This window comes from Alistipes communis, assembly GCF_006542665.1.
GTDB classification, from domain to species: domain Bacteria; phylum Bacteroidota; class Bacteroidia; order Bacteroidales; family Rikenellaceae; genus Alistipes; species Alistipes communis.
Genome location: NZ_AP019735.1, coordinates 1,458,417 through 1,482,759, shown reverse-complemented (window position 1 = coordinate 1,482,759; position 24,343 = coordinate 1,458,417). Strand labels below are relative to the sequence as shown.

The following is a 24,343-nucleotide window of genomic DNA, read 5'->3' as shown; positions in this document are numbered from 1 at the left end:
ATCTGTGCCATCCGGTGCATGAATTTCGATTACGCAGAATTCAAGAACCGCCCCTTCGAAGGGGCGGTTCTTATCGTTACCGGAAAATCGGGGAGGGGAGAGAAAACCGCCCCTACGGCACCGGATCGTAGCCGCTGCCGCCCCACGGATGGCAGCGCGCCAGCCGTTTCAGGGTGAGCCAGCCGCCCTTGACGGGCCCGTATTTGCGCAGCGCCTCGACGGCATACTGCGAACAGGTCGGCGTAAACCGGCACGAAGGCGGCGTGAAGGGCGAGATGCAGAGCTGGTAGAACTTCACCACAGCGATCAGCGGCAGCGCCGCCGCACGTTTACAGACGCTCCGCAATCTGTTGAAGAATCCGGCGCAGGGCATTTTCGACGGTTTTATAGGGAACGATCTCCTTCGAGGAGTAGATCAGCGCCACGTCCACGGCAGCCGTCTTTCCGCCCTCCGCGAGCAGCAGCCTCTTGTTGAGCCGGTAAGCCTCCTTCGCCCGGCGGCGGAGAAGGTTGCGCCGGTTGGCGCGCTTGTGGAACTTCTTGGGAACGGAAAAGAGCACTTCGGCCGACATGCGGTCGTCGGCCTCGGCGAACCAGACGTAACGGAACGGATAGACGAAACCCGACTCGCCGCTCTCGAACAGGCGGCGGATCGCACCCAGCGTGCGCAACCGTTCGGCGCGGGGCAATGTACGGGACGGGATCATCGTATTCTCTCAATGGAGGCGGACGTACCGCCTCCGGTCGTTATTTCTTGTCGGCCGACGAACGGCGTGCGCGGCTCTTCTTAGCCAGCTTGTGCTGCTGCGAACGGATGAACTCCTCCTTCTGCTTGTCCTCGACGAACTGCGCCGCCTCGACCTCCTTGCCGGCGTGCACCTGGTCGATGTAGATGTCGATCGCCTTGACCATCGAAGGAGCTTCGGGCGTCGGGGCCTTGATCTTGACGGTCAGTCCCGCCTCGATGGCGCAGCGCAGCGTCGCCTCGCCGAAGGCGGCGATCGTCGGCAGTTCGTCGCCGAACTGCTCGATGAGCACCTTGACCTCCGAGGGAGAATAGATGCCCACCACGTCGTAGGAACGGATGTCGATCCCTTCGGGATCGGCCGCCACCGTGCGGGCGAGAATCACCGGATGGAACGAGAATTTGAGCTTGGCCATCGTCTCGGGCAGATCGGGCTTGTGCGGCTCGCTGAGCGTGAGCAGGAACTTCTCCTCCTTGTGCTTGATGAGCAGTTCGATCAAATTGGTGAACGAACCGTCGGCAAACGAAATTTTACGCTTGCGGTAGACGATGTATTTTTGCAGGTAGAGCGCCACGGCCTCCGTCTGGCAGATGTACTTCATCGTTTCGGGAACGGTGATACGCGCCTCCTCGCAAATACGGAAAAAGCTGTCGACGGTCGTGCGCGACGTGAAAATTACGGCCGTATGATCCAATATCTCGACCCGCTGCTGCCGGAACTCCTTGAGCGAAACGCCCGCAACCCGAATGAACGGATGATAATCGACGGTTATGCGCTGTCTGCGCGCCAATTCGAAGAAAGGAGACTTTTCGGGGATAGCCGGCTGCGGCTGAGAGACAAGAATTCGACTGACTTTCGTTACACTCATTCTTAACTGTGTTTTATCAACATGAGCACCGCAAATGCCACCGGTGCGATTTCGATGGTGCAAAGGTACAAAATCCAATGCAAATTCGAAATATTTTTTGCGACAAACAACGAATGAATCTCTCTGAGAAATAGCAATATAATCATCGCAGACAACCCGACTATCCCGCATAACCAGCCTGATCCTGAACCGATTGGACAGAGTGCATAAAGCAAAATGAACGGCAGGACCGAGAGGCTCGCCAGCGCGAAATGGAACTGTTTGACATAGAGAAGCGTCTCGACGAACGACTGCGTGAGCGTCACTTGTCCGATGCACCACAATGCGATCGTCTGCATCAGGACGACGGCCTCGGCCGCCAGCACGGCCGCCACGCAGAGACCCTCCCGCCAGAGCGGAGGAAGGAGGTCGAACGTACCCGCCGGCAGCCAGTCGTCGCATAGGCGTACGGTCAGCACGCCGATCCCCACGACGCCGAGTATGCAGCAACGGCGCAGGAAATGGCTGTGGATCACGCCGCGCTTCTGCAACGTCCGCTGTCCGGCGTTTCGGTCGAACCCGAAACTCCCCGCCAGCATCCGCACTTCGCTGTAATTGGTATAGAGCAGCAACAGATAGGAAGCCGCCAGCAGCAGGACGACGGCCTGATAGACGACCGATCCGGAGAGGGGAGCTGTCGTTTCCGCGACCGCATGACCGACGTCGCCCAGCGTCGACGCCGCACCGAACAGCTCCGCCGCCGAAGCATCCGCCAGCGACGCGACGCCCTGCGCCGTACGCGCCGTCCAATCGCTGAGCCATCCGCCGAGCGTCAGCGCCCGTTCGGCCGCCGAGAGCGGCTCCACCTGCGGAAACGCGGCCGGAAAAGCGTCCGGAAGGGCGGCTGCGGTATGTACCAGCGAATCGGCCGCCGCGAACGAATCGGAGAGGGCTTCCGCCGCACGGAGCCCCCCGTCCAGCGTATCGGTGCAGACGCCCGCCGCATGCACGACGACCCCCGCCGGCCCGGCCGGCGTTCCGTTCGCCGCGAGCGAATCGGCGGCGACCGACAGATCGTCCGGCCGGATCATGCGTCGAAAAAGCGTTTGAGCGTAATGCGGATCATGGTACCCTTGCCCGGCTCCGACTCCACGACGGCGATCTTACCGTTGTGATACTCCTCGATGATACGGCGCGAGAGCGACAGTCCGAGCCCCCAGCCGCGCGTCTTGGTCGTGAAGCCGGGCTCGAAAATCCGCTTCCAGTTGCTTTTGGGAATGCCCTTGCCCGTATCCTTCACGTCGATCATCACGTTTTGGTCGTCCATCGAGAGCCGCACGTCGATCGACCCGTGTCCTTGCAGGGCGTCGAGCGCATTTTTCATCAGGTTCTCGACCACCCATTCGAAGAGAGCCGGATTGATGTTGGCCTCGATCGGAGCGATGGCCAGACCGTTGTAGTCGAGCGTGACGTTGCGCGGAATACGCTTGCGGAAATACATCACCGCTTCGCCCACCACTTCGTTGACGGTCGCCTTTTGGAGTACCGTCTCGGAGCCGATCTTCGAGAAGCGGTCGACGATTTTCAGCAGATGCGTCAGATCCTTGTTCATCTCCTCGACCGCCTCCTGATCGACGGGCTGGCTGCGCAGATACTCGATCCACCCCAGCAGCGACGACGTAGGCGTTCCCAGCTGATGCGCCGTCTCCTTCGCCAGACCGATCCACACGCGGTTCTGTTCGTCCTGCTTCGACGAACGGAAGGCGATGTATCCGATGAAGATGAAGAAAAAGATGACCCCCAGCTGTACATAAGGGAAAAGGTAAAGCCCTTTGAGCAGCTTCGACTTGCCGTAGAAGATGATGTGCCGGTGTTCGGGACCCCACCAGTAGTTGACCGTCTTGGGCTGGTTCTCCTCCGTGAAGCGGTCGATCTGGCGGCGCAGCCGGTCGGGATGGTCCAACACCTCGCGCGGCACCAGATGCGACTGGATGACGTTGAGCCGCTCGTCGGTGATGATGAAGGGGATGTTGTTGCGGTTCGAGAGGATGCCCTTGATGAGCGGATCGTTGACCGAGCCGCCGAAGGCGTCGCGGCTCGCCTGCTCCATGGCGTGCGCCCACACCTCGACGTCGTGCTGCTCCTTCTCGCGCAGGTCGTGCGCCATGCGGTTGGTGTAGACCAGCGACAGCAGGCAGATGACCATGCCCACGGCGATCACCACGATCCGGTTGCGGAACGAGAGCGTATAGCGGTTGAGCAGGTATTTCAACGACCGGCGTGCCATGCGGAATCGGGTTTATTTTCGGACGGTATCCTGTTCGTGCAGGATGCGGGCGTACTCCTTCCCGTCGTCGAGCAGTGCGACGGCGCGATGCACCTCGCGGTCCTCCGTGAGCGTATGCTCCGTAACCCCCTCCGCATAGCTGTAACGCAGGATGACGGCGCCGTTGAGCGTCTCCATGATCTCGCGTTTGTAGGTTTGCAGGTTGGTCGCCTTGTCGTCGCGGATGCCGGCCTCGATCGCCTCGATCTCCGCCGCGAGCGACTCCTCGTAGAGGTCGGCCCTGGCCGCCTCCTTGATCCGGTTGAGCGCCCGCCGCGTGTCCGACTCGTATTTGACCTCCTTGTCGGCCATGAACTGCTCGAAGCGCTCGTAATCGGCGTCGGTGAGGGTGAAGGTGCGCGGATCGATCCGCTGCATCCCGTGCTCGCGGAAGTAGAGGTCGGCGAAATCGTCGACGTAACCCATGGCATAGAGCGTCATGGCGAAACGGCTGATGTATTCGGGATCGATGCGTTCGTCGGGCATGATGCCGCCGCCGTCGTAGACCTTGCGGCCGCCGCGCGTGCGGAACTCGCGCACGAGCGAATCGGGCACGCTCTTCACGGCCCCCTTCTCGTCGCGCGACGAGTAGTCGATCGCCTGGATGCAGCGGCCCGAGGGGATGTAGTATTTGGCCGTGGTGACTTTCAGGAAGCTGTTGTAGCCCAACGGGCGCGTCGTCTGCACCAGTCCCTTGCCGAAGGTGCGCTGGCCGACGAGCACCGCACGGTCCAGATCCTGCAACGAGCCGGTGACGATCTCGGCGGCCGAAGCCGTCCCGTCGTTCACGAGCGCCACGATCGGCAGCGTCGGCGCGACGGGTTCGAGCTGCGTACGGTAGACCGTATGCTCGGTGCGCCCCTTGGTCGTCACCACCTCGGTGCCCTTGGGCACGAACATCGAGACGATCTTCACGGCCTCCTGCAAGATGCCGCCGCCGTTGTTGCGGTAGTCGAGCACGAGCGCTTTGAGCCCCTGCTTCTGCAACCCCTCCAATGCGGCGCGCATATCCTCATAGCACCCCTCCGTAAAGTCGCGGTGCTGGATATACCCGATGCTGTCGGCCACGAAGCCGGCGTAGCCCACGCCCGAAATGGCGATCCGCTCGCGGCGCAGCTTCACCTCCTCGACCTGGCCCGTGAGCAGCTTCTCGACCTTGATCGTGACGTTGGTGTTGGGCGTACCTTTGAGCAGCGCGCTCACCTGTTCGGTGGTCATGCCGCGGGCGTCCTTGCCCGCGATCTCGACGAAGCGGTCGCCGATCTGCAATCCGGCGCGGTCGGCCGGGAAGCCCTTGTAGGGCTGTGCGACGACCACGCCGTCGCCCTTCTTGCGGATCAACGCCCCCACGCCGCCGTACTTGCCGGTGGTGAGGAACTGGAAATCGGTCATCTCCTCTTCGGGCATGTAGACCGTATAGGGGTCGAGCCGCCGCACCATTCCTTCGGCGGCGTCGGTCATCAGACGGTCGGCGTCGACCTCGTCGACGTAGTAGACCGACAGTTCGCGCATCATGTTGACCAGCGTCTCCATGTTGCGCGCCAACCCGAAGTCGTTCTTCGCGGCAAAGGTCAGCAGGGCGGCCGCACCGAGCAGGGCGGTCGCCGTCAGGAGATAATTTGCGATTCGTTTCATTGCATCCTATTCTTTCGTTCGCGCATGAGCGGCGATGTAGCCTTCGAGACGGGGTGCCACGCGCGCTACCGTGCGCCGCTGACCGCTCAGTTCGATCCACTGGCCGAACTGGGCGACGCGCACCTCGTCGTCGAAGTGCAGCCACAGCCTCCGCAGCGGACTGGCCGCCCGAAAGGTCATGCCCTCGCCGTCGTCGTCCGCCGGTACGAACCCTTCGGCCCGAAAGGCGTTCACGACCCGTTCGCGGTCGTCGTCGAGAAATCCCTCCACACGCCGCGTGACGAACCCCGTAAAGGGATAGGCTGCCGAGAGGAGGACGACGGCCGCAGCGAGCACCCACCCCCGCCACGAGGCGAAGAGCAGCGCGGGCAGCTCCGCCGGCGCCACGGCCAGCATACCGGCCAGGTGCATCACCAGAATCACCGCTGCACACAGAACGCAGAGGTGTACGAAATATTTTACGGAACGAACGAAGCTATGCATATCGATCGGTTATTTGGTTGAAATCCTTCTCTAAATCCGCCGCACGCGATGCGGCGGTGCAATCCGGCGCTCAGGTACGGCCTGTGCCGAACCTCCCCGCAACGATCGCGTCGGCCACCCGCTGCATCAGCCAGCGGGGCGTCGACGTGGCGCCGCAGATCCCCACCGACTCGGCCCCCTCGAACCATTCGGCCCGCAGTTCGGCGGCCTCCTCGACCTGATAGGTGCGTGCATTGGCGGCACGGCAGACCTCGCAGAGCACCTTCCCGTTGGAGGATTTGCGGCCCGAAACGAAAATCACCGCGTCGAACCGCCGAGCGAAAGCCGCCAAATGTCCCTCGCGGTTGGCGACCTGCCGGCAGATCGTGTCGTGCACCACCACCTGCGACGCATCGGCCGCGCGGCGGCGCATCTCGTCGGCCAGCCGCTCGAAAAGCGCGATGCTCTGCGTCGTCTGCGACAGGAAGTAAACCGGCCGCGTGAAATCGACCTGCGCGAGATCCTCCTCCCGCTCGACGACCAGCGTCGGCGCCGCCACCTGTCCCGTGAGCCCCACCACCTCGGCGTGCCCCCGTTTGCCCAGAATCACCACCTGACCGCCCGACTCCGCCATTTCGGCATGCGCCTTCACTACCCGCTCCTGCAATTTCGCGACCACGGGACATGTCGCGTCGATCACCTCCACGCCCGCCTCGCGGGCACGTGCGAAGGTCGAAGGGGGTTCGCCGTGGGCGCGGATGAAGAGCCGCCGGCCTCCCAGACCGTCCAGATCGGCGTGCGTCACCGTGTGCAGCCCCAACCCTTCGAGCCGCTGCACCTCGATCCGGTTGTGGACGATGTCGCCCAGCGAATAGACCGTACCGTAGTCGGCCAGCGCCCGTTCGGCCTTGTCGATAGCCCGCACGACGCCGAAACAGAACCCCGATTTATCGTCGATCTCCACGCGCATAACGATGTCCGGTTACTCCAAAACCACCTTACCGGCCGTCGCCTATGGCGCGGCGGAACTCCTTCTCGAACCACTCCATCTGCTCGGCGACGGTCATGCAACTGTTGTCGAGCACCACGGCGTCGTCGGCCTTGCGCAGCGGCGAAATCGCCCGCGTCATGTCGGCCTTGTCGCGCGAGAGGACGTTTTGCAGAATCTCCTCGTAGGAGACCTCGTCGCCTTTGGCCCGCAGCTCGTCGTAGCGGCGGCGCGCCCGCACCGAAGGCCGGGCCGTCATGAAGATTTTCAGCTCGGCGTCGGGAAAGACCGTCGTACCGATGTCGCGGCCGTCCATCACCACGCCCCGCCGGCGCCCCATCTGCTGCTGCATGGCCACCAGTTTGGCGCGCACCTCGCAGATCGAACTGACGGCGCTCACGCAGTTGCTCACCTCGATCGTGCGGATCTTGCCCTCGACGCGGTCGCCGTCGACATAGATGTCGCTGGCCCCGCGTTCGGGATTGAAGCGGAAATCGATGCAGATGTCCGGCAGCAGCCGTACGACGGCCTCCTCGTCGACCATTCCCGAACGGATGGCCCCGTGTTCGAGCGCATAGAGCGTCACGGCGCGGTACATCGCCCCCGTATCGATGAAAATATATCCCAGACGGCGGGCGATGGCCTTGGCGAAGGTCGATTTGCCGCATGATGAAAAACCGTCGATGGCGATGACGATCTTCTTGTTCGTATCTCGGTCAGTGCACATTGGGCAGGACATGGATGAAATTCGACAAAATGGTATAGATACCCAGCACGGCGATGACGATTCCCGCCACATGGTTGATCGTCAGCATGTGGCGCGGACGAAACCGGTGCCGGAACAGATTCAGCAGGAAGGTCAGCGCGAACCACCACGTCACGGCTCCGCCCAGGAACCCCGCGATGGTGAGCAATCCCCCGAAAAGGCTCCCCACGTCGGTCACGCCGAGCGTCGAGACCTTGAACATCGTGAAGAAGATCATGATGTAGGGGATCACGTAGATGAAATTCGTCAGCGTGATGCCGAACATCGAGGCGAAATCCCTCCACAGCGTCGTCTTGCCCACACGATTGCGGCGGATCTGCGTCACGGGGTTTTGCAGGAAGATGTAGACGCCCACGATCACCACGATGATGCCGCTCACGACGCTGAGGATCAACCTGTTCGCCTCGATCGACCGTTGCAGGATCGACGAGAAGAGCATGGCGAAGATCGCCATGAGCGTATCGGCGCAGGCCACACCGAGCCCCGATGCGAACCCCGAACGACGGCTCTTGCTCAGCGTCCGCTGAATGCAGAGCACGGCTACGGGGCCTACGGTAATGGAGGCTGCGATGCCGACCCCCACCCCCTGCAACAGCAGGTAGAGAATGTTCGTTATCTCGTCGAATCCCATGAACGGCGTTTTTGAGACCCTGAGGCCGCGTCCGTCGCCGAGGCGTCGTCGACGCTTCGCGGGCGGCCCGAGTCGGGTTTGGAGGACAAAGATACGAAAAGTCGAGCGCAGAAGCAAGCGCAAGCTTGATTATGCCGAGACGGAGTATCTAAGACGCAGTCAAAGATACGAATAAGCGAGGGCAATGTCAAATTTATTTGAACGTTTTCGATAAGCCGAGCACAATCGAACTTGTTCGAATTGCCGAGGCGAGAAAACGTGCATGAAAATGAACATTGCCGAGCGGGAGTATCTAAGACGAAGTCAAAGATACGAACGAGCGCAGAAGCAAACGAGGGCTTGCAATTAAAATCAGATTTCGTCATTCCGAAGGGAATGACTGTTTTTTTGGGGGGGGGTGTCATCCCGAACGGGAAGCCAGCAAACAAAGGCTTCCGCCGCGAGGATCGCCCCGATCCTTATTCCGAAAGGGTGGAAGAACGCCGCTGCTTATCCGATGCGCTGCGGGACGAAGCCTCGGAGCACACTCCTACGGCAGGCCTCCGCGGGCGGAGACTTCGGCCCGCGCGGGGACAAGCGCCGCAACGGTTTCCCGAACGACGGCGTTTCTCGACTCGATCCGGCTGTGCGGAAGAAAAGCGGATCGATTCCCGCACCTCGCCGCATCCCGCGCTGGACGGCAGCGCCCACCCTCCGCTCCGCCGCACCGGATCGTGCGGCGGAGGCGACGTGCCAGTACTCGTCAGTTACGGATCGCGAGAACCGTATGGGAAGGGCAGCGGCATCGCCGAACCTAAAACTTTTACTTGAAAAAGAAACAAGGCGATGCCGCCGCCCAAAACTTCCGGCTCAGACGATACGCGCCTCGAAGGGCGGAATCGTTCCGTCCGTGAGGTCGCGGTTCACCTGCGCCAGCACCTCGTCGTAGGCTTCGACGTCGAAAAGGTCGAACCGACGCAGTTCGTCCGCCGCATCGATCATGCGCAGCGTGAAGACATAGCTCAACAACGCCTGAAATTTATAGAACGTTTTCGTTAAGCCAAATGAGCAGAGCCGCGCTTGCGCGAGCTATGCCGTGGCGAGAAAACGACTGTTGAAAACAAACGAACCCTTCGATGAAGGCGAACGCCTGCGCACGGTAGTCGGCATCGCCGGCCAACTGCGCCTCCACCGCGGCCGCGGCATCTTCCGACCCGACCGCACGGTCGTCGGAGAGGAACGACGCCATCCCTTTGACGCGCTCGTAACGCTCGTAGTAGGCCGTCATGAAGATTTCCAACGGGATATGGAGCGGCGACTCCTCGTCGGAGCGGAGCTCGCGTTCGAGGCTGCGCTGTTCGGCTTCGTCGCGCCCGACGGGGCGCATCCACCAGACGAGAAACCGGTCGGGCAGTTCGGTCGACCAGACACGATAGTTGCAGGATTCGAGGTACTCCTCCGAGGAGGCGGAGCGGTAACGGTAGAGTTCGGGGTCGGTGTCCGCGGTGCCCGACGAGCTGCCGGACGCAGCGAGGATACGTTCCTGAAAGGTAGACATGGGAAAAAGGGGTTGAAAGATTCGTGAATCGCCCTCCCTCCGGCCGATAATGCAATATAATATTTGATAATAGCAAAATAATATTGCATGTAGGCAAAAAGAAAAGGGGCGCGGTGTCAGCCCCTAACGACAGGTCATAGGAAACCCGAAACCGGAAGCTGTCCTGCGCCCTTGCCGCCCTGCTCGCAATACGCAAGCAGGACATAACAAGGACTGGCAACTTTTATACCGGTGTCAAACCCTCTCTTTCGAAAGGTTCCTATGTTTGTCGTTAGGTATAAAGAGTTGTGTACCCTTTATAAGTTATGTCCGTCGGCTATGCCGAGTCGTCGATATTCCGTTTCATAATCTGCATCGTCTCTTTTAAGCGGCACCCGCCGCCGTCGGAAACTTTTGCAGACTATTTGCAGGACGATAAGCAAATATAGCTGTTTTTTTATGGGATTTGCAAAACGCCGTGCCGGAATTTTTCATAATTTTGCGATGATGAAACGAAGCACCCGGTTTTTACCGCCCGACAAGCGACGGGATTTGCAGCAACTCGTCGCCCTGATCCGCGAGCAGATCAAACAGGTCGAGATGGTGATCCTGTTCGGCAGCTATGCGAAGAACAGCTACGTCGACTACGACCAGCGCATCGAGTTCGGCACACCGACCTACTACATGAGCGATTACGACATCGCGATCGTGACGCGCAAGCCGATCGGAGCGGTGGAGTATTCGTTGTACGAAAAGATCAAGGATCGCTTCTTCGAGAACAAGAACCGACCGTTCCACACCCATCCGCAGTTCGTCAACTACGGTATCGACGACTTCAACCATGCCCTGTCGAAAGCCCACTACTTCGAGACGGAGATCAAGCGCGACGGAATAATTCTCTTCGATTCGGGAGCATATAAGCTGGCACGGCGCAAGAAGCTCAATTTTAAGGAGATCAAGGAACGAGCGCAGAAATATTACGACGATAAATTCGGGAGGGCAAAACAATTTTTGAAAGGCGTTACTTTTTATTGTGAAGATGGTGATTATAATATGGCTTCATTCCATCTTCACCAATCGGCCGAAAATTTCCTGCGGACGATCCCTATAACCTTTATTCTCTACGGCCATAAGAGCCACGATCTGTCGGAGCTGATGAATGCGGCCAAGAAACATACACCGGAGATTTTCAAGGCGTTCCCCCGTGACACGCCGGAGGAAAAACAGCTGTTCGACCTGCTGCAACGCGCCTACATCGAATCGCGCTACAACCCCGATTTCGAGATCACGAAGGCCGACATCGACGCCCTGCTGCCGAAGATCGAGCTGCTGCGCGACGTGGTGGAGCAGGTCTGCAACGAACGGCTGGCCTACTACGACAGCCGGATCGAGAAATAAACGAATTCCGCAGGTATCCGGAAACATCTGCCCGTCCCTACTATCACCCGACCATTCCTCAGCACCCGGCCAGACGAAACTCCATCGCCGGCATTATCGTTTTCCCCGACCGAGAATACAATATAGTATTTGATAATAGTAAATATAATATTGCACCACACGAAACAAGCCCGACCGACAATACAACAAAACATTGTACTGATACAAACTAACATTGTATAATATGAATGATCCCGACCGAGAATGCAACACAATATTGCACTATGCAAAATAATATTGCATAACAGCCCTGCCGAGTCGCCGATATTCCGTTCAGAATCTACATCTTTTAAGCGGCAACCGTCACCGTCGGAAACTTTTGCGGACTATTCGCAGAACGATAAGCAAATACAACCGTTTATGGGATTTGCAAAGAAATCCGCGTCAAACCGATCCTGCCGGAACGCGCCGACAAGGACAACGCCCCGCGGTAAACGATCTTTCGGAAGATATGCGCGAGAAGCCGGACAACCTCTACGAGGCGATCGCCGCGCGCGGCGAAGGCGCCGCAGGAGCCCATCCGGAAACGTCGTCGTCCTTTGTGCGCGACAATCCGCATGAAAAAACCGTCTGCAAAAGATTTGCGACGGTTTTCGTTTCGTTCGACGCCTTGCGGCATCTTCGGATTTTCGAGCCGAAACCGAGATTTAACTTCGCTACGCTCGTTTTATCTCTTCTGCTTGCCGCAGGGGCGCTATCGAACCTGCGCAAGTCGCTGCGCGACAAACGGACCGAAACGAAAAAACCGCTTTCAAGCTACCTTGAAGCGGTTTTCCCTTTCGTTCCTGCGCCTGCGACGCTTTCGCAGTTTCGAGCCGAAACCGAGATTTGAACTCGGGACCCCTTCATTACGAGTGAAGTGCTCTACCGCTGAGCTATATTCGTAAACAATAGTAAATCAGAGCTTTATTGGCATTGTATTGTCTTATCCTACTCGTTATGGGAAGTCTATGGGAAATTTTGCCACCACCTGCAAGTGAATAAAATGTGTTATAAGTTTCTAAATTTCACTATGTTATCCTTTCGATTACCCATAGTCCAATGTAGAGTGCATTTCCATAAGTGCATAATCTTTTAATGGTAAATGAATTAAGTTGATTGCAAGAGGCTGGCCGACCCCTTCATTTATTTCTAAAAAACAGAGGACAAACCTTGCAAAAGGGGTATATTTAAGACCCCTTTGCAAAGTCTGTCCTCATTGTCTGTCGAGAAAAACGCGCAGGAAAGTTTTCCCCTTTCCCTGCTCTCCCCTTTTAAGAATGTTGAGTTGCTTTTGTTTCTGTGGAAAACAGCAAGGACAAACATTGTCAAACAGTCTATATTAAGACCTCTTGTCAAAGTCTGTCCTTGTTTCTTTTTATATGAACTGTTCCAAATACTTCTCGTTGAAACCCGTCAGCGGGAAACGGAACTCTTTCTGTTTACCCTCTACCGATGTATAGCCGAATACGGCCGTGTCGCTCTCGATATGGGCTTCGAAAAGATTGAGCTTGCAGCTGGACTTGGGTAAATCTACGATGTTGGGCAATACAATGGCGAGATGACCCTCTTCTACGGCCTTTGGATTCAGCAGATAGGAGAATCCTGCCATATAACGACCCCGTTTCTGGAAACAGACGGTCATATCTTTCGCAGGGTCGATGTCGAGTTCAAAAATATAGGTGAACTCTCGTGGTGTAGGATCGTCTGTTCTACGCCCTACAAACAGACAGATGCCGTGGTCATTATCATAAGATACGCCTTTGGAGATATACGATATTTGCACATCGTCGATCGTCTCCGTGCCTGTTTTTCAATCGATGCTTGGTGTTTTTCTTTTCATTTCAGCTAAAATTTAAATTGTTATTATATGTTTGATTATGATGTAAATATACGAAAAATTCATGAGATATGCAATAAAACATACAAAAAAGGACAGACTTGGGTATACGGCATGAAATAAATCGTTCTGTCCAAGTCTGCCCTTTGATTATAGTTGCATCATTTATGTTTTTCCTCACATTTATTTCGACAATAATTGTAAGTGTAAAATGACAATGTAACTATTACAGAAAACGCAGCAAACATAAAGAGAAACCAACAAGCACAAGACAGATGACATAAATCGTTCAATTCTGAGTATGCTACTCCTACATAACAGACAATTAGAGTTATTAAATTTTGATTTACATATAGTCTTTCTGGCCAATGCATATTACATATTTTATACTTAGCCTCTCCCGCCATGCCGAGACACAGCAGGAGAGTGGTTAATATTTTTATTCATCTAATCCCGTAATGCTTGCAAAATATTTCCAATTGTCAGCCGCTTTATAAGCATCTATACTATTTGATGGAACTTTCAACACAGAAAAAGAATTAATTTCCGAAAAATCATTATAACACTTTGGAGGAGTTGCCGCACCAATCTTAAAAAGATACAATTGAGAGGCATTATAGAATGCATATTTTCCTATTGATGCAAGTTTGGTACAAGCCGAGGCATCAATCGTAAGCAGCTGAGAGCAACCTGAAAAGGCTCCATAAAAAAGGTTCTCTTTCGCTAAATACACATAATCACTTGCAATTTTTATTAGATTTGAATTATCCTCAAAAGTTACAGATGTTAATGCTGTGCAATTTTGAAAAGCACAACATTCAATTCTTTCTACACTTGCAGGAATTCTAATTTGGGATAATGCCGCACAATCAGCAAATACACCAAAATAATGAGATGAGGTATATGGAATTACATGATAACTTCCTCCTATAATTTTAAGTTTTGATTGAGGCTCAAAAACAACGGATGCCAGTGTTGTGCAATTTTTAAAAGTTGCACAACCAATTTTTTCCACGCTTGCAGGAATTTCGATAGATGATAACGAGGTACAATTCTCAAAAACTCCATCGCAAAAAACTCCCAGCTCGCCAGTTCCATAGCTTCCGTCAAGCTTTTTTAATTTTGACCCTTTTTCAAACTGAACACAAGCCAACGAATGACAATCTTTAAATGCTGAATATCCAATTTTTTCTACATTAGCAGGAATTTCTATTGATATTAAAGATGAGCAATCTAGAAAAGCATAGTCATCAATGAGATTCAATTGGGATTCATGCTCAAATATAACAGTATTTAGAGCGACACAATCGTGAAAAGCATATGGGCCAATTATTTTTACACTTGCAGGGATCGATATTGCCGTTAAAGATGAACAACCAGTAAATGCTCCATCATTATCTTGACCATAATTTATATGATAATCTGGTCCAATAATTTCTGTTAATTCAGAATGAGATTCAAATTTTACCTCTTTTAAATAGCCGTTTGGTGTATATTACTTGTTGATTACAAGTAATATACAAAAATAAAAATTTTTAGAGGTAATGATTTGGCGACGGTTCGTTTTTCTGTTATTTGCACCGAGCCTAATTGCTCTAAATAACTATTTGCAAAGATGGTAAAATATTTTTAATTTTCAAAATATATCAGTTCATCTGATAACTTTAAAGACTATATAAGAACGTAGGACCTAATCACATAGGCTGAAAAAGGAAAATAACAAGTCCCGCAATATAATAAACACAGGTCAATGCGAGCTATTCAGCGGATAGGACGGGTAAAATTCGTATTGCGGCAGTGAAGAAACCAAAGAACGGGCGGTACAAACTGCACCGCCCAATAAAGTAGATCGAAAATCCAGTTAAGCGCAATAATCAATAAACATAAACCATAATTATTGCAATTTAACGATAGATAAAGGTATAGACAACCGAATTGGTGCCGCGATCCAGCTCGGTATCCTTTATGTTCTTGATTTCGTATCTGTATCCTGCTTCAGGCACTCCGGGATCGAAGAGTTCATTACCCACTACGATGTCGTATTCATGCTTGATTTTGACCACGGTTGCGCGTGCTGTGACCGAAGCGACCGTGCCGTCGTCGTTAAAGACGTAATCCAAACGCTCCTCCGTGTCCTCGGCATAAGTGTAGTATTCGTAACTCTTATGAATCGTCACATTGGGTTCCGGATAGCCGGGGACATCGATAGCGCCATTTTCATTGTCACTCAATCCGCTAAATATTGTCGTGTAACGGTCCATACCGCGACCCGCCAGGCGCAGCAGAGCCAAGCGCCCGAGCCGGCCCGGCACCTCTCCCTCTGAGGGTTCTTCCAATAGCATACCCGGCAAAAAGAGCATATTGATGTCCAGATTCAGCTTGTCGTTCGGCGTCTGGTTGAAATATTGCTCGAACCCGGATATTTCGTCCGACTGAGCTCCGTCGGAATAGGAACCGCCCGACAACACACCCGCTTTATAGGTATACGTGTTCCACGTATTGGAATAGGCGACGCGCGAGATGCGATCTTCGTCGTTATATTCTATCTCATAGGTGAAAAACTCATCAATCTTGTCGTCATAGGAATAGGGATGCGATTTGCCCTGTCGAATGTATCCTTTGTCGTTCAGCAGGACATCGTAGGTCTGCGTTCCGACGTCCGACCACCGGTCCTCGATGCGGAGACGATCCGGTGCCGAGTAGTCGATGCTGCTGACGAGCTGGCTCGAGCTTTCCGGATCGTTAGAGGGACGGATGTCGATCGTGTACGACGAAACGCGATCGTGGTCGTCGTATTCGAACGTATAGGTCGCTTCCTCTTCGTCGCGCTCCGAAGCGGGGAGCTGGCTCCAATAAGTTACCGTGCGCTCTATCCTGCTGACAAAAGCATAGTTCGAGGGATCGGGCACGACAGGTTTATCGCCGCCCACCGTTACCGCGCAAGAGGCTGACACTTCTTTATTGGAGGAAGAGGTAGCCGTAACGGTCGCCGTTCCGTCGGCTATCGCGGTGATTTCACCGGTTACGGGATTTACATCCGCAACGGCAGGGTTGCTGCTCGACCATACCACCGATTTGATCGTGGCGTCGGCAGGCTCTACAGTGGCGGTCAGCGTCGTTTTGGCTCCTGTGTCCAACGAAAGCTCGGTTTTGTCGAGGGTGATCTTCGTCACTTTGACCGGCGGCTCGTTCTGGCTGCCGTCTTGCTTGGTTCCCTCCTGGATGACCGTCACGGTAAAGGTGTTATTGCCCGAACGAATGGTGATCGTGGCTTCGCACCGCTCGCCCGTATAGTTCTGGTCGATCTCGATGCGGAGCGTAATCGTCCCGGCCCCGCCGCTGTATGCCTCGCTGTCTCCGTTATAGAGTTTCAGCCAGACTACGTTATTGCCGTTGTTGCCGGCAGCCCGCGTAACGGATTTTGCCTGTACGGATGCCGGAGCCTGCGCCTGCACTTCATTTACGGTCGCCGTCCAAGGGGCATCGGTCGTGAACGAAAAGCCGCCGCCCGTGCTTTCGTTGTCGGCATAGGCGTTTTGTGTGAGTTGTTCCTGTGTCGGCGGGGTGAATATACCTCCGTCGCCGTCCTCTTTGTCGCAACCGACCAAAGCAACTGCTGCTAATAAAATACTAAGGAATCGTTTCATGATAATTCTGCGATTTTCGGTGCTTATTTTCCCTGAATATGTTTGATTTCTCCAATCCAAGGATTATCTCCTTCTCCTTCTTGCGGTTGGGTCTGTACGGCTTTGGTAATGTATCCGTTCCCATCCACTTCGTATGTCATGTCGAAATCATCCTTGTACGCCCATTGGCTCTCGCCGCGCTCTTCGTGAAGCAGGTTGCGACACGGTATGCCGGTCAATCCCGCGATTGCCAGCTCTTCATCCCAGGATATGCGGTCGTAGAAAATATCGAAATTTTCCCTGTTCTCGAGTTCTCCGTAATAGGTATAGCGGGTAACGTCGGTCTCCCCGTCGTCGTTGCCGTATTTGATTTCCGTCAGATTGCCGTCCTTCCAGACGTATTCCTGCCATTCTGTGGCCTGCACCATGCGGACCAGGCGGTTTTCAGAGTCATACTCGTAGGTTGTCGCATCGAGTCCGGGACCTTCGGTACGGGTGACGAAGCCGTTTTTGTTCAGATAAGCCGTGTAAGTATTAGGGTCATCCGGATCGTCGGAAGAAGCGGCGGAAGAAATATGTACAACGTCCCCACCGTACTCGAACGTGATTGTCCGGGTATCGCGGTATCCTTCGTCGCTGCTTTCTTCTTCCCATTTCGTTATTCGGTTTTGATCGTCGTAAGTCAGTTTTATATTACTGTACGATTGGTCGGGGTTCTTTTTCGAGTAGGACTTCATTTCCGAAATCAACAGTCGAGCAGGTACGGCAGGTTCGTCGCTGTCGTCGGGAATCTCTCCCTCCTCGGTCGTACCCTTCTGCTCGACGGTAATCGTGATTTTCGTTCCGCCGCACTCGATCATGACCGTAGCCCGGCGGTCCTTACCCGTCGTATTCACTCCGAGCGTGATCGTAATCGTGTAGTCGCCTGCCGCATCGCCGTGGTCCGGGGAGACGGTCACCCACGACGAGCCTCCGGATACGTCGGCGCGGGTCTCGGCGACCGTGGCGCGCCACGGACCCGTCGTCGTGAACGAGATGCCCTCGGAGGGCGTGCCCGAGGTCTCGTCGGCGAAAATCGTGTAGTCTTTCGACGTGCCGGGGGCCAGTTGAATGTCCTTACCTTCCTCGCCACCATTATCGTTCGAACAGGCAATAAAGGCGATTGCGCCCATCAATGATAAGATAGCATGAAATTTCTTCATCGCTAAAATGGTTGTTTTACATCTCGACCCCTATGATGTGTTTGCATATGGATAAAGAAAGTGTGGAGTCGTTCGTTTATTTATCGAGAGGTTCTGGAAAACCCGAATACAAATAAACAATACCCCACACCGAAGAGCAATATATCGACGATATATGCTTATACACGGTGATGAGCGTTGCGTTATCCTTGTATTCGGTGAAACTTCCAGATTTCTCGATAAGGATTAGCGAAACACTTTCACTAAATTAATACGTCGCCATCCTTTGAATGGCATTGCAAAATTAGAAAATGTTTCTTAAAAACACAAGGCTCCAAATGGGGTATTGCAGGGCAAATTTCGGAAAAAAGTTTCTGAAAATCAATATTGACATTGAATCGTGTTATTTCAATTTGGGGCCATCTATTTGATCTAAAAACAAAGCGGGACGGCCAGCATTTTGGCTTCGTCCCGCTTTGTGGCTACATCTTCATTCCCCGTCTTCGTTCTGTCCTCTCGATGTCGATTCCTATTTTCTCGTAGAACTCCTTTCGTTGTTGTTTGAACCACACATCGCAGTCTTCTCCGTTTATGGTGAATCGAAACCCGCTGGGGCCGTCCTCGTCGGGTTTGAGTTGCAGGACGACATCGTTGGCTTTGAATGTATGATTATACCTTATTGAATGCAGTTCCCCCGTGTATCGGTAAGGCTGCATCGTAAATAATGCTCTTGTTCCCTCCTTGTTCAGTCCGAGGTTCTTACAATAGTTTTCCCATTTCCACAGCCCTTTCACATGCGGGAATAGGTCATCGACACGCATCAAGGCTTTTACCGCCTCGTACATCCGTTGTTTGATTTCGTTTTTCTCTTTATCGTGTCCGGCCTGCATGGTCTTAATCTCTTGTTGCAGTTGCCCGATGCACTTGTCCTTGTCAGCAATTACCCCTTGCAAATCTGCGATCTGCTTTTCATATCTTGCGGGCTTAGGGTCGTGGAACAACGCCCCGATCCTTTCGACGGCTTTCGTCGTGGCATCTACCGCCACGCCTTTCAGTTTGTCGGTCTTAATCTCCCGCCGCGTTTGCGCCAACTCCGTTTCGGCCTTTGCCAACTCTTCTTTCTTCTTCCTCCGCTGTTCGTCGATGGCGTTGCAGTCTGTCTGCGCGGCTCGTTGCTGTGCTTGGAGTGCAGCAATATCTACTGTGAGCGTCTTTTGCTGTTCTTTCAGATTCTCGATCTGTTCGGCCATTTCATTTTTACGGACGAACACCTCGCGGTAATACTGCTGGGTGGATATATGTTTTGCCTCCGAACCTTCGATACCGCGTTTCAGTCCGTATTTTGCCATTGCTTCGGCGTAGGTGGTCTGGTAGGCTTTAAGCTTGTCCCGTGTCATCACATCGTCGGCACATAGACGGGGATGGTCTTTCTTGGTACGGTAGGTCCTCTTTCCGCTTCGGGCGTTCTTCTCCCGCTCCAGCTTGGCTTTCCGTCGTTCGCCCCGGACAATGGGTACAACAGTCGCGTGGATATGGGGTGTTTTCTCGTCCAGATGCAGGACTGCCGACACGACGTTTTCCTTTCCGAAGGTCTTTTGCAGCCAGCCGCAGGAATCCTTGGCCCAAGCATCCAACTGCCCGGCCTGCCGGATACGCTTCATATCTTCGGGGCTTCCGGACATTACGACGCGCAACGCCCGCACTTGGTTCTTTCCGATCTTGCGCTCCAGCCCGGCATTGTCCAGCCGGTGTTGGATCGCTTCCGTGCGGTTGGCAACTCCTTTGGGGAACTCTATCAATTCTTCATTGAGGTAGGTAAGTGTCGTTATGACGTTGGCGGGTGTTATTCTCCGCTCGACGTGTCCCGACATGGCGGCGTCCGTTCCGGCCGCCTTTTCGATATGCAATACGACATAGCCCATAGCGGTATAGTTTTAGGTGGTTTGGATAATCTGTTCTCGGCGGCATCGGAGCGAAGCGGACGAGGATTCGGAGTTGTCCCGACCATCGGGCTGGGGAACGAGCATCCGCTGTCCGGAGCGCGGAGTTGCCGCCGCAAGGGGGGGGGTCCAGAGGGGCCGCGGCCCCTTTGGCCTATTGGGGCATTTTCAGCGTTGCGGAGCAATGCGGAAAGAAAATGCCCTAATAGGCTATGCCTTTTGTAAAAAGGCGCGGGCGCGAAGCGGCCGACGGGTGGGCGACGGTACCGCCGTCATGTCCGTCAGTAGGGGAGCCGATGAAAGAGAACCGACGGCCCACAAGCCCACTACCTCTGTACGCCCTTCGGGATCCTCCGTAAATCCCGAAGGGCGTATAGGGGCAGAAGGGCTGTTACTCCGCCAGCCGGTATTTGTCGCCGAGGCGTTCGGTGAGCGCCGACATGTCGCGGCTTATCTTTTCATTGGTGATCTTCGCGTAGATTTGGGTAGTAAGAATATTGGTGTGTCCCAACATTTGCGATACGGTCTCTAACGGTACGCCCTGCGAGAGCGTGACGGTCGTAGCGAACGTGTGGCGGCTCATGTGCATCGTGATATGCTTTTTCAACCCGCAATCCCGAGCGATACGTTGCAGCGTGCGGTTCATGTTGTCGCAGACCGATGGCACGGGAAAGACGAGGTTATTTTTCGATATGGGACGGTAGTTTTCGATCAGTTGTTTGGCAATAGGTAGCAGTTTGATATGAAACGGCGTTCCGGTTTTCTGACGGTGCGCGACGATCCAGCTGTCCCCGTCGAACGAGGTTTTAATATGATCGAAGGTCAGTTTCTTCACATCTGAATAAGACAACCCGGTGAAACAGCAGAACACGAAGATATCCCGCACCTGCCGTTGCTTGTAACGCCGCAGTTCGGCGTGCATGAAGGTTTGTAATTCCTCCTCGGTCAGAAACCCTCGATCCCGATATTGTGCCGTACAACGAAATCCCATGAAAGGATTGCAGGAGATATAGCGTTTACGGATGGAATAAAGGATCAGTTGTTTCAGTTTGGTAATAGCTCCGATGACTGTCCCCGACGCCAAAGAGCGCGTAACGGTCAGATAATAGTGGAAATCCTCGATAAACGATGGCTCGATCTCCCGTAGCGGGATATCCGACAGGGAATATTTGTCGCGCAGGAACCAGATGATCCGCTTGTGGTTGATACATTGCTGTTCGTAAGAGCCCAGCGTGCGGTCTTTGCCGACCCGCTTACCGTATTCGTCGAGAAACTCCTCTGCGACACTCAACAATGTGCGGTATTCGTCACCGAAGCCCAGATAAGCATTTTTGACCTTCTCGGCCGATACGAAATTATCAGCCGCAGTGATCTTGTCGTATTGTTTGATGATGAGCGCACGGATTTTGTCCAGTTTCTCGTTGATACGCTGGGCAACCGTACTTTTCCCAGAGGCTTTGTTGGCCTTAACATCCCAAAGTCGCGGAGCAATGGACAATTTGCAGCTGAACTGCGCAATCGTTCCATTGACGGTAATACGCCCCATGATGGGAACCATACCGTCTTTCTCGCTCTGACGTTTGAGGTAGAACAGAACCTTAAATGTACTGCGTGTCATAATAACTTTGTTTCGGGGGACTTGTAAAACGTAAATTAAAGTTATTTATTGCAGTGAAATAGAGTGCAAATACATGTATTACAGTATATTACAAACATATTCTGAAAATTGAACAGGTAACGATTTAGAAACATAAATAGCTGTAAATTCTGCTTTTTGATGCATTCTCTTGTACTGCTATTTCCCGAACTCTAATTTTTAATACATTATTAACCAGAATTTTACACTTAATTTCTCTCTCCTACTCAATCAACGGCTGTTTCCTTCAAATTAGCACACTTTTTAAATGCCGCTAATCCGATCGCTTGCACACTTGCAGGAATTGTTATTGTAGATAGAGCGACACATCCTTCATAAGCATGGTCTTGAATGCGATGTAAACAACTTTCTTGCGTAAATGTATTATCTACGAGAGATATGCAATTTTTAAATGCGCTATTACCAATTATTTCAACAGATGTAGGAATCTCGATAGAGACTAATGAAGTACATCCACTAAATGAGAAATCTCCTATTGATTTTAGATTTGAATTATCCTCAAAGGAAATATTAGTTAATGATCGACAATTTTGGAACGCAGAGGTTTCTATGGTTTCTACATTTGGGGGAATTATAATGGCCTGCAAGCGACTTTGATTAAATGTATTCGCCCCAATTGCAGTCAATGTAGTAGGAAGAATGATGGTCTGAATATTTGACGATTTGTAAAATGACTGTGCTGGTAGATTTGAAATATTCACCTCCGAAATATCTAAATTTCTTAGATGTGGCATCATTCGATGCATAAACAGAAAATCGATATCGTTCAGCACGCCTGTAATTTTCAACGATTTGATATTGGCATAATCATAGTCTGCCAGCACATTTTCCAGTTCGCCTTTCGTCTCGACATGAACTTCGGTACACGTTCCCAATTGCCGAAAAATAATTGTTTGCAATGTATTATCCTGCTCATCTTTCAATACCACCGTTGCATAGCGTTGAGTTCCCTCGTTGGCTGTAATATAAAAAGTAATCGTATCCTCTCGCATAACACGAGTAAATGGAGATATTGACAACCAACTTTTTGCATTTTCAGGTATTTCGACTGTATAATTTAAATTGGTTGTTAATTTTACCTCTTGTGTACCTCCATCAGGACTAACATTGAAAGAGTTGTCTGCAATAATAATAACCATTTTTTGTGAACAATTCAAAGATGCCATGACAGTACGATAGGAACCGTCGTTGACAAAAACAAGAATTTCGCTCTCAACAATCGGGTCAGGAGCGGTAATTGTGATCGTTCCCTTATCCGTGGAGGTAGCATCTACCTTGACTTTCCAGCCATCCTGCGCAATGGCCTTAACAACCGTATTTTCAGTTGCACCTTCAATCGTGTAGGAAATTGTTTTGCTCTCGCCCCCCATTGAGAATGGCTATATCCGTTGTATCGAATGCAATTGCAAACTTTGAGTTATCACTTTTAGGAATCGTGATGACAGAATCGTTCTCCAATGTGAAATAGACATTATTATCATCTTGTGTTACACTTTTGAATATTGAATTACCGTTAATGCCGTCCTCTCCTGTGGCTTTGCCTAATTGCGTCCAATTCGTTCCGTTGTCATAGGAAATCCACCAATAGCTCTCTCGGATTTCAAGTTTAGGAGTAACGCCGTCTTTGCCATTCGTTCCATCTTCTCCACCCGAACCGTCTGCACCATCTTTACCGTCCGTGCCCTCTGCTTTAATTTTGTTTCCTTTGTCATCTGTCAGCCAGTTGCCATTAAGCGTCCAATAATAAACGCCATCCGTGTCTTGTTTTACACCGATGGTAGGTGTTACGCCATCTTTCCCATCTTCACCGTTAGAGCCATCTACGCCGTCTTTGCCATCAGTACCATTATAAATCGTAATAATAGAATTGCTTTTTGCAAAAGTTATCGTATAACCAATAATTTCACCATCATTAGTTATTGGCGTAACACACTCGTTATATAATCGTTATTCTGTAATGCTGTTATGATGGTCTGCAACGATGAAATATTCGTATTCATCTGCTTGCAGAGTTCCTCTAATTTCTCTACGCGATTTTCGAGGTCATTCAAATCATTGCGCAATGCGCTGTCGTCGTACTTATCGCTACAACCGAATAGCAATAAGCCACACACCAATAGAGATAGTAGTTTTTTCATTGCAATATTAGATTATTGATTTCTAATCTTCACTTAATATCTTGCCAATTACTAAGTTCTATAATACTATTTTGACTAATATTGGAATCTTGTGTAAAAGATTGCATTACTGCTGAAATATCGAATAGTATTCGTTTCCCATCAAATACATATGGGTCTTTACCATTGGTAAAAGGTGATAAAATAAAACAAGATGGCAGGATTTGTAAAATTTGAGATTTTACTTTTGAATTTTGAACAAGTGTATCAAAAGCAATAAGTTCAGCCTCTATTTGCTTTTTGTCTGCCAAATTTTCAAGAAGTAAGACTTTACCATTATTACTAATTTCCAACACAAAATAGTAGCCCATAGGTGATTGTATTTGTTACCGTATCAACTCCTGCTGCGGTTGGTTATGGGTAAAAAGAAAGTGTGGAGTTGTTCGTTTATCTACCGAAAGGTTCTGGAATACCTATGTGCAAATAAACAATACCCCACACCGAATAGAATATATCGAGAATGATATATGCCTATATGCGGTGATGAGCGTTGCGTTATCCCTGCACAATTGAATTTTCCAGATTCCTCGGTAAGGATTAGCGAAACACTTTCACTAAACTAATATGTCTTCGTCCGTTTGGGGACGAT

Annotated in this window: 24 protein-coding genes and 1 tRNA gene; 2 read left to right on the top strand and 23 right to left on the bottom strand. The window is 52.3% G+C overall.

Annotated elements, in window-relative coordinates; all coding sequences use genetic code 11:
* Positions 1–112: 112 nt before the first annotated feature.
* From yidD to FMF02_RS06075, 12 genes are all read right to left on the bottom strand, one after another.
* Positions 113–373 carry a membrane protein insertion efficiency factor YidD gene (gene yidD / locus FMF02_RS06125; protein WP_034779731.1) on the bottom strand — a complete coding sequence of 87 codons (261 nt, stop codon included), beginning with the start codon at positions 371–373 and terminating at the stop codon, positions 113–115.
* Positions 330–704 (bottom strand): ribonuclease P protein component, encoded by a 375-nt coding sequence (locus FMF02_RS06120; protein WP_141413582.1) that lies wholly within the window; start codon positions 702–704, stop codon positions 330–332. Before FMF02_RS06120 ends, yidD begins: the two co-directional genes overlap by 44 nt.
* 43 nt (positions 705–747) lie before the next feature.
* Positions 748–1,536 carry a uroporphyrinogen-III synthase gene (locus FMF02_RS06115; protein ID WP_019130656.1) on the bottom strand — a complete coding sequence of 263 codons (789 nt, stop codon included), beginning with the start codon at positions 1,534–1,536 and terminating at the stop codon, positions 748–750.
* 80 nt (positions 1,537–1,616) lie between these two features.
* Positions 1,617–2,684 carry a DUF4271 domain-containing protein gene (locus FMF02_RS06110; RefSeq protein ID WP_141412510.1) on the bottom strand — a complete coding sequence of 356 codons (1,068 nt, stop codon included), beginning with the start codon at positions 2,682–2,684 and terminating at the stop codon, positions 1,617–1,619.
* The gene (locus FMF02_RS06105) at positions 2,681–3,880 is read right to left on the bottom strand and encodes a sensor histidine kinase (RefSeq protein WP_141412509.1); all 1,200 of its coding nucleotides are present in this window, start codon (positions 3,878–3,880) and stop codon (positions 2,681–2,683) included. The genes FMF02_RS06110 and FMF02_RS06105 overlap by 4 nt, the downstream gene beginning before the upstream one ends.
* 12 nt (positions 3,881–3,892) lie before the next feature.
* Positions 3,893–5,554 carry a S41 family peptidase gene (locus FMF02_RS06100; RefSeq protein WP_141412508.1) on the bottom strand — a complete coding sequence of 554 codons (1,662 nt, stop codon included), beginning with the start codon at positions 5,552–5,554 and terminating at the stop codon, positions 3,893–3,895.
* A 6-nt stretch (positions 5,555–5,560) separates the two neighbouring features.
* A complete protein-coding gene (locus FMF02_RS06095; protein WP_141412507.1) occupies positions 5,561–6,037 on the bottom strand; it encodes a hypothetical protein in 477 nt (158 codons plus the stop codon).
* 70 nt (positions 6,038–6,107) lie between these two features.
* Entirely contained in the window at positions 6,108–6,986 is an 879-nt protein-coding gene (locus tag FMF02_RS06090) for a 4-hydroxy-3-methylbut-2-enyl diphosphate reductase (RefSeq protein ID WP_019130661.1), read from the bottom strand.
* 28 nt (positions 6,987–7,014) lie between these two features.
* Complete coding sequence (gene cmk / locus FMF02_RS06085; protein WP_019130662.1) at positions 7,015–7,731, bottom strand: (d)CMP kinase; 717 nt, start codon at positions 7,729–7,731, stop codon at positions 7,015–7,017.
* Positions 7,721–8,401: a LysE family translocator gene (locus FMF02_RS06080; RefSeq protein WP_141412506.1), complete on the bottom strand. Its 681-nt coding sequence runs from the start codon at positions 8,399–8,401 to the stop codon at positions 7,721–7,723. The genes cmk and FMF02_RS06080 overlap by 11 nt, the downstream gene beginning before the upstream one ends.
* 849 nt (positions 8,402–9,250) lie before the next feature.
* Positions 9,251–9,409 (bottom strand): hypothetical protein, encoded by a 159-nt coding sequence (locus FMF02_RS13650; RefSeq protein WP_162502276.1) that lies wholly within the window; start codon positions 9,407–9,409, stop codon positions 9,251–9,253.
* Positions 9,410–9,419: 10 nt separating this feature from the next.
* Positions 9,420–9,938, bottom strand: a complete 519-nt coding sequence (locus FMF02_RS06075) for a hypothetical protein (RefSeq protein WP_141412505.1) — start codon at positions 9,936–9,938, stop codon at positions 9,420–9,422.
* 486 nt (positions 9,939–10,424) lie between these two features.
* On the opposite strand from FMF02_RS06075, the gene FMF02_RS06070 reads away from it, so the two are divergent.
* Together FMF02_RS06070 and FMF02_RS06065 are read left to right on the top strand one after the other, a co-directional pair.
* Positions 10,425–11,315 carry a HEPN domain-containing protein gene (locus tag FMF02_RS06070; protein WP_162852312.1) on the top strand — a complete coding sequence of 297 codons (891 nt, stop codon included), beginning with the start codon at positions 10,425–10,427 and terminating at the stop codon, positions 11,313–11,315.
* A 490-nt stretch (positions 11,316–11,805) separates the two neighbouring features.
* Entirely contained in the window at positions 11,806–12,186 is a 381-nt protein-coding gene (locus FMF02_RS06065; RefSeq protein ID WP_141412503.1) for a hypothetical protein, read from the top strand.
* Here FMF02_RS06065 and FMF02_RS06060 read toward each other — a convergent pair.
* From FMF02_RS06060 to FMF02_RS06015, 11 genes are all read right to left on the bottom strand, one after another.
* Positions 12,168–12,238 (bottom strand) — tRNA-Thr (locus FMF02_RS06060). The two genes, FMF02_RS06065 and FMF02_RS06060, sit on opposite strands and share 19 nt — an antisense overlap.
* A gap of 473 nt (positions 12,239–12,711) precedes the next feature.
* The gene (locus FMF02_RS06055; protein ID WP_141412133.1) at positions 12,712–12,945 is read right to left on the bottom strand and encodes a hypothetical protein; all 234 of its coding nucleotides are present in this window, start codon (positions 12,943–12,945) and stop codon (positions 12,712–12,714) included.
* Between the two features lie 667 nt (positions 12,946–13,612).
* Complete coding sequence (locus tag FMF02_RS06050) at positions 13,613–14,524, bottom strand: leucine-rich repeat domain-containing protein (protein WP_394344406.1); 912 nt, start codon at positions 14,522–14,524, stop codon at positions 13,613–13,615.
* A gap of 553 nt (positions 14,525–15,077) precedes the next feature.
* On the bottom strand, positions 15,078–16,820 hold the full coding sequence (locus tag FMF02_RS06045) for an Ig-like domain-containing protein (RefSeq protein ID WP_141412501.1): 1,743 nt from the start codon (positions 16,818–16,820) through the stop codon (positions 15,078–15,080).
* Positions 16,821–16,843: 23 nt separating this feature from the next.
* Positions 16,844–18,001: a BACON domain-containing protein gene (locus FMF02_RS06040; protein ID WP_141412500.1), complete on the bottom strand. Its 1,158-nt coding sequence runs from the start codon at positions 17,999–18,001 to the stop codon at positions 16,844–16,846.
* A gap of 461 nt (positions 18,002–18,462) precedes the next feature.
* Positions 18,463–19,902 (bottom strand): MobV family relaxase, encoded by a 1,440-nt coding sequence (mobV, locus tag FMF02_RS06035; RefSeq protein WP_141412499.1) that lies wholly within the window; start codon positions 19,900–19,902, stop codon positions 18,463–18,465.
* A 409-nt stretch (positions 19,903–20,311) separates the two neighbouring features.
* Positions 20,312–21,538 carry a site-specific integrase gene (locus FMF02_RS06030; RefSeq protein ID WP_141412498.1) on the bottom strand — a complete coding sequence of 409 codons (1,227 nt, stop codon included), beginning with the start codon at positions 21,536–21,538 and terminating at the stop codon, positions 20,312–20,314.
* Between the two features lie 245 nt (positions 21,539–21,783).
* A complete protein-coding gene (locus FMF02_RS06025; protein ID WP_141412497.1) occupies positions 21,784–22,947 on the bottom strand; it encodes a leucine-rich repeat protein in 1,164 nt (387 codons plus the stop codon).
* A complete protein-coding gene (locus FMF02_RS14090; protein ID WP_481167153.1) occupies positions 22,910–23,155 on the bottom strand; it encodes a hypothetical protein in 246 nt (81 codons plus the stop codon). The genes FMF02_RS06025 and FMF02_RS14090 overlap by 38 nt, the downstream gene beginning before the upstream one ends.
* A gap of 338 nt (positions 23,156–23,493) precedes the next feature.
* Positions 23,494–23,715: a DUF4988 domain-containing protein gene (locus FMF02_RS13875; RefSeq protein WP_244611638.1), complete on the bottom strand. Its 222-nt coding sequence runs from the start codon at positions 23,713–23,715 to the stop codon at positions 23,494–23,496.
* A gap of 29 nt (positions 23,716–23,744) precedes the next feature.
* On the bottom strand, positions 23,745–24,065 hold the full coding sequence (locus tag FMF02_RS06015; protein WP_141412496.1) for a hypothetical protein: 321 nt from the start codon (positions 24,063–24,065) through the stop codon (positions 23,745–23,747).
* Between the last annotated feature and the right edge of the window lie 278 nt (positions 24,066–24,343).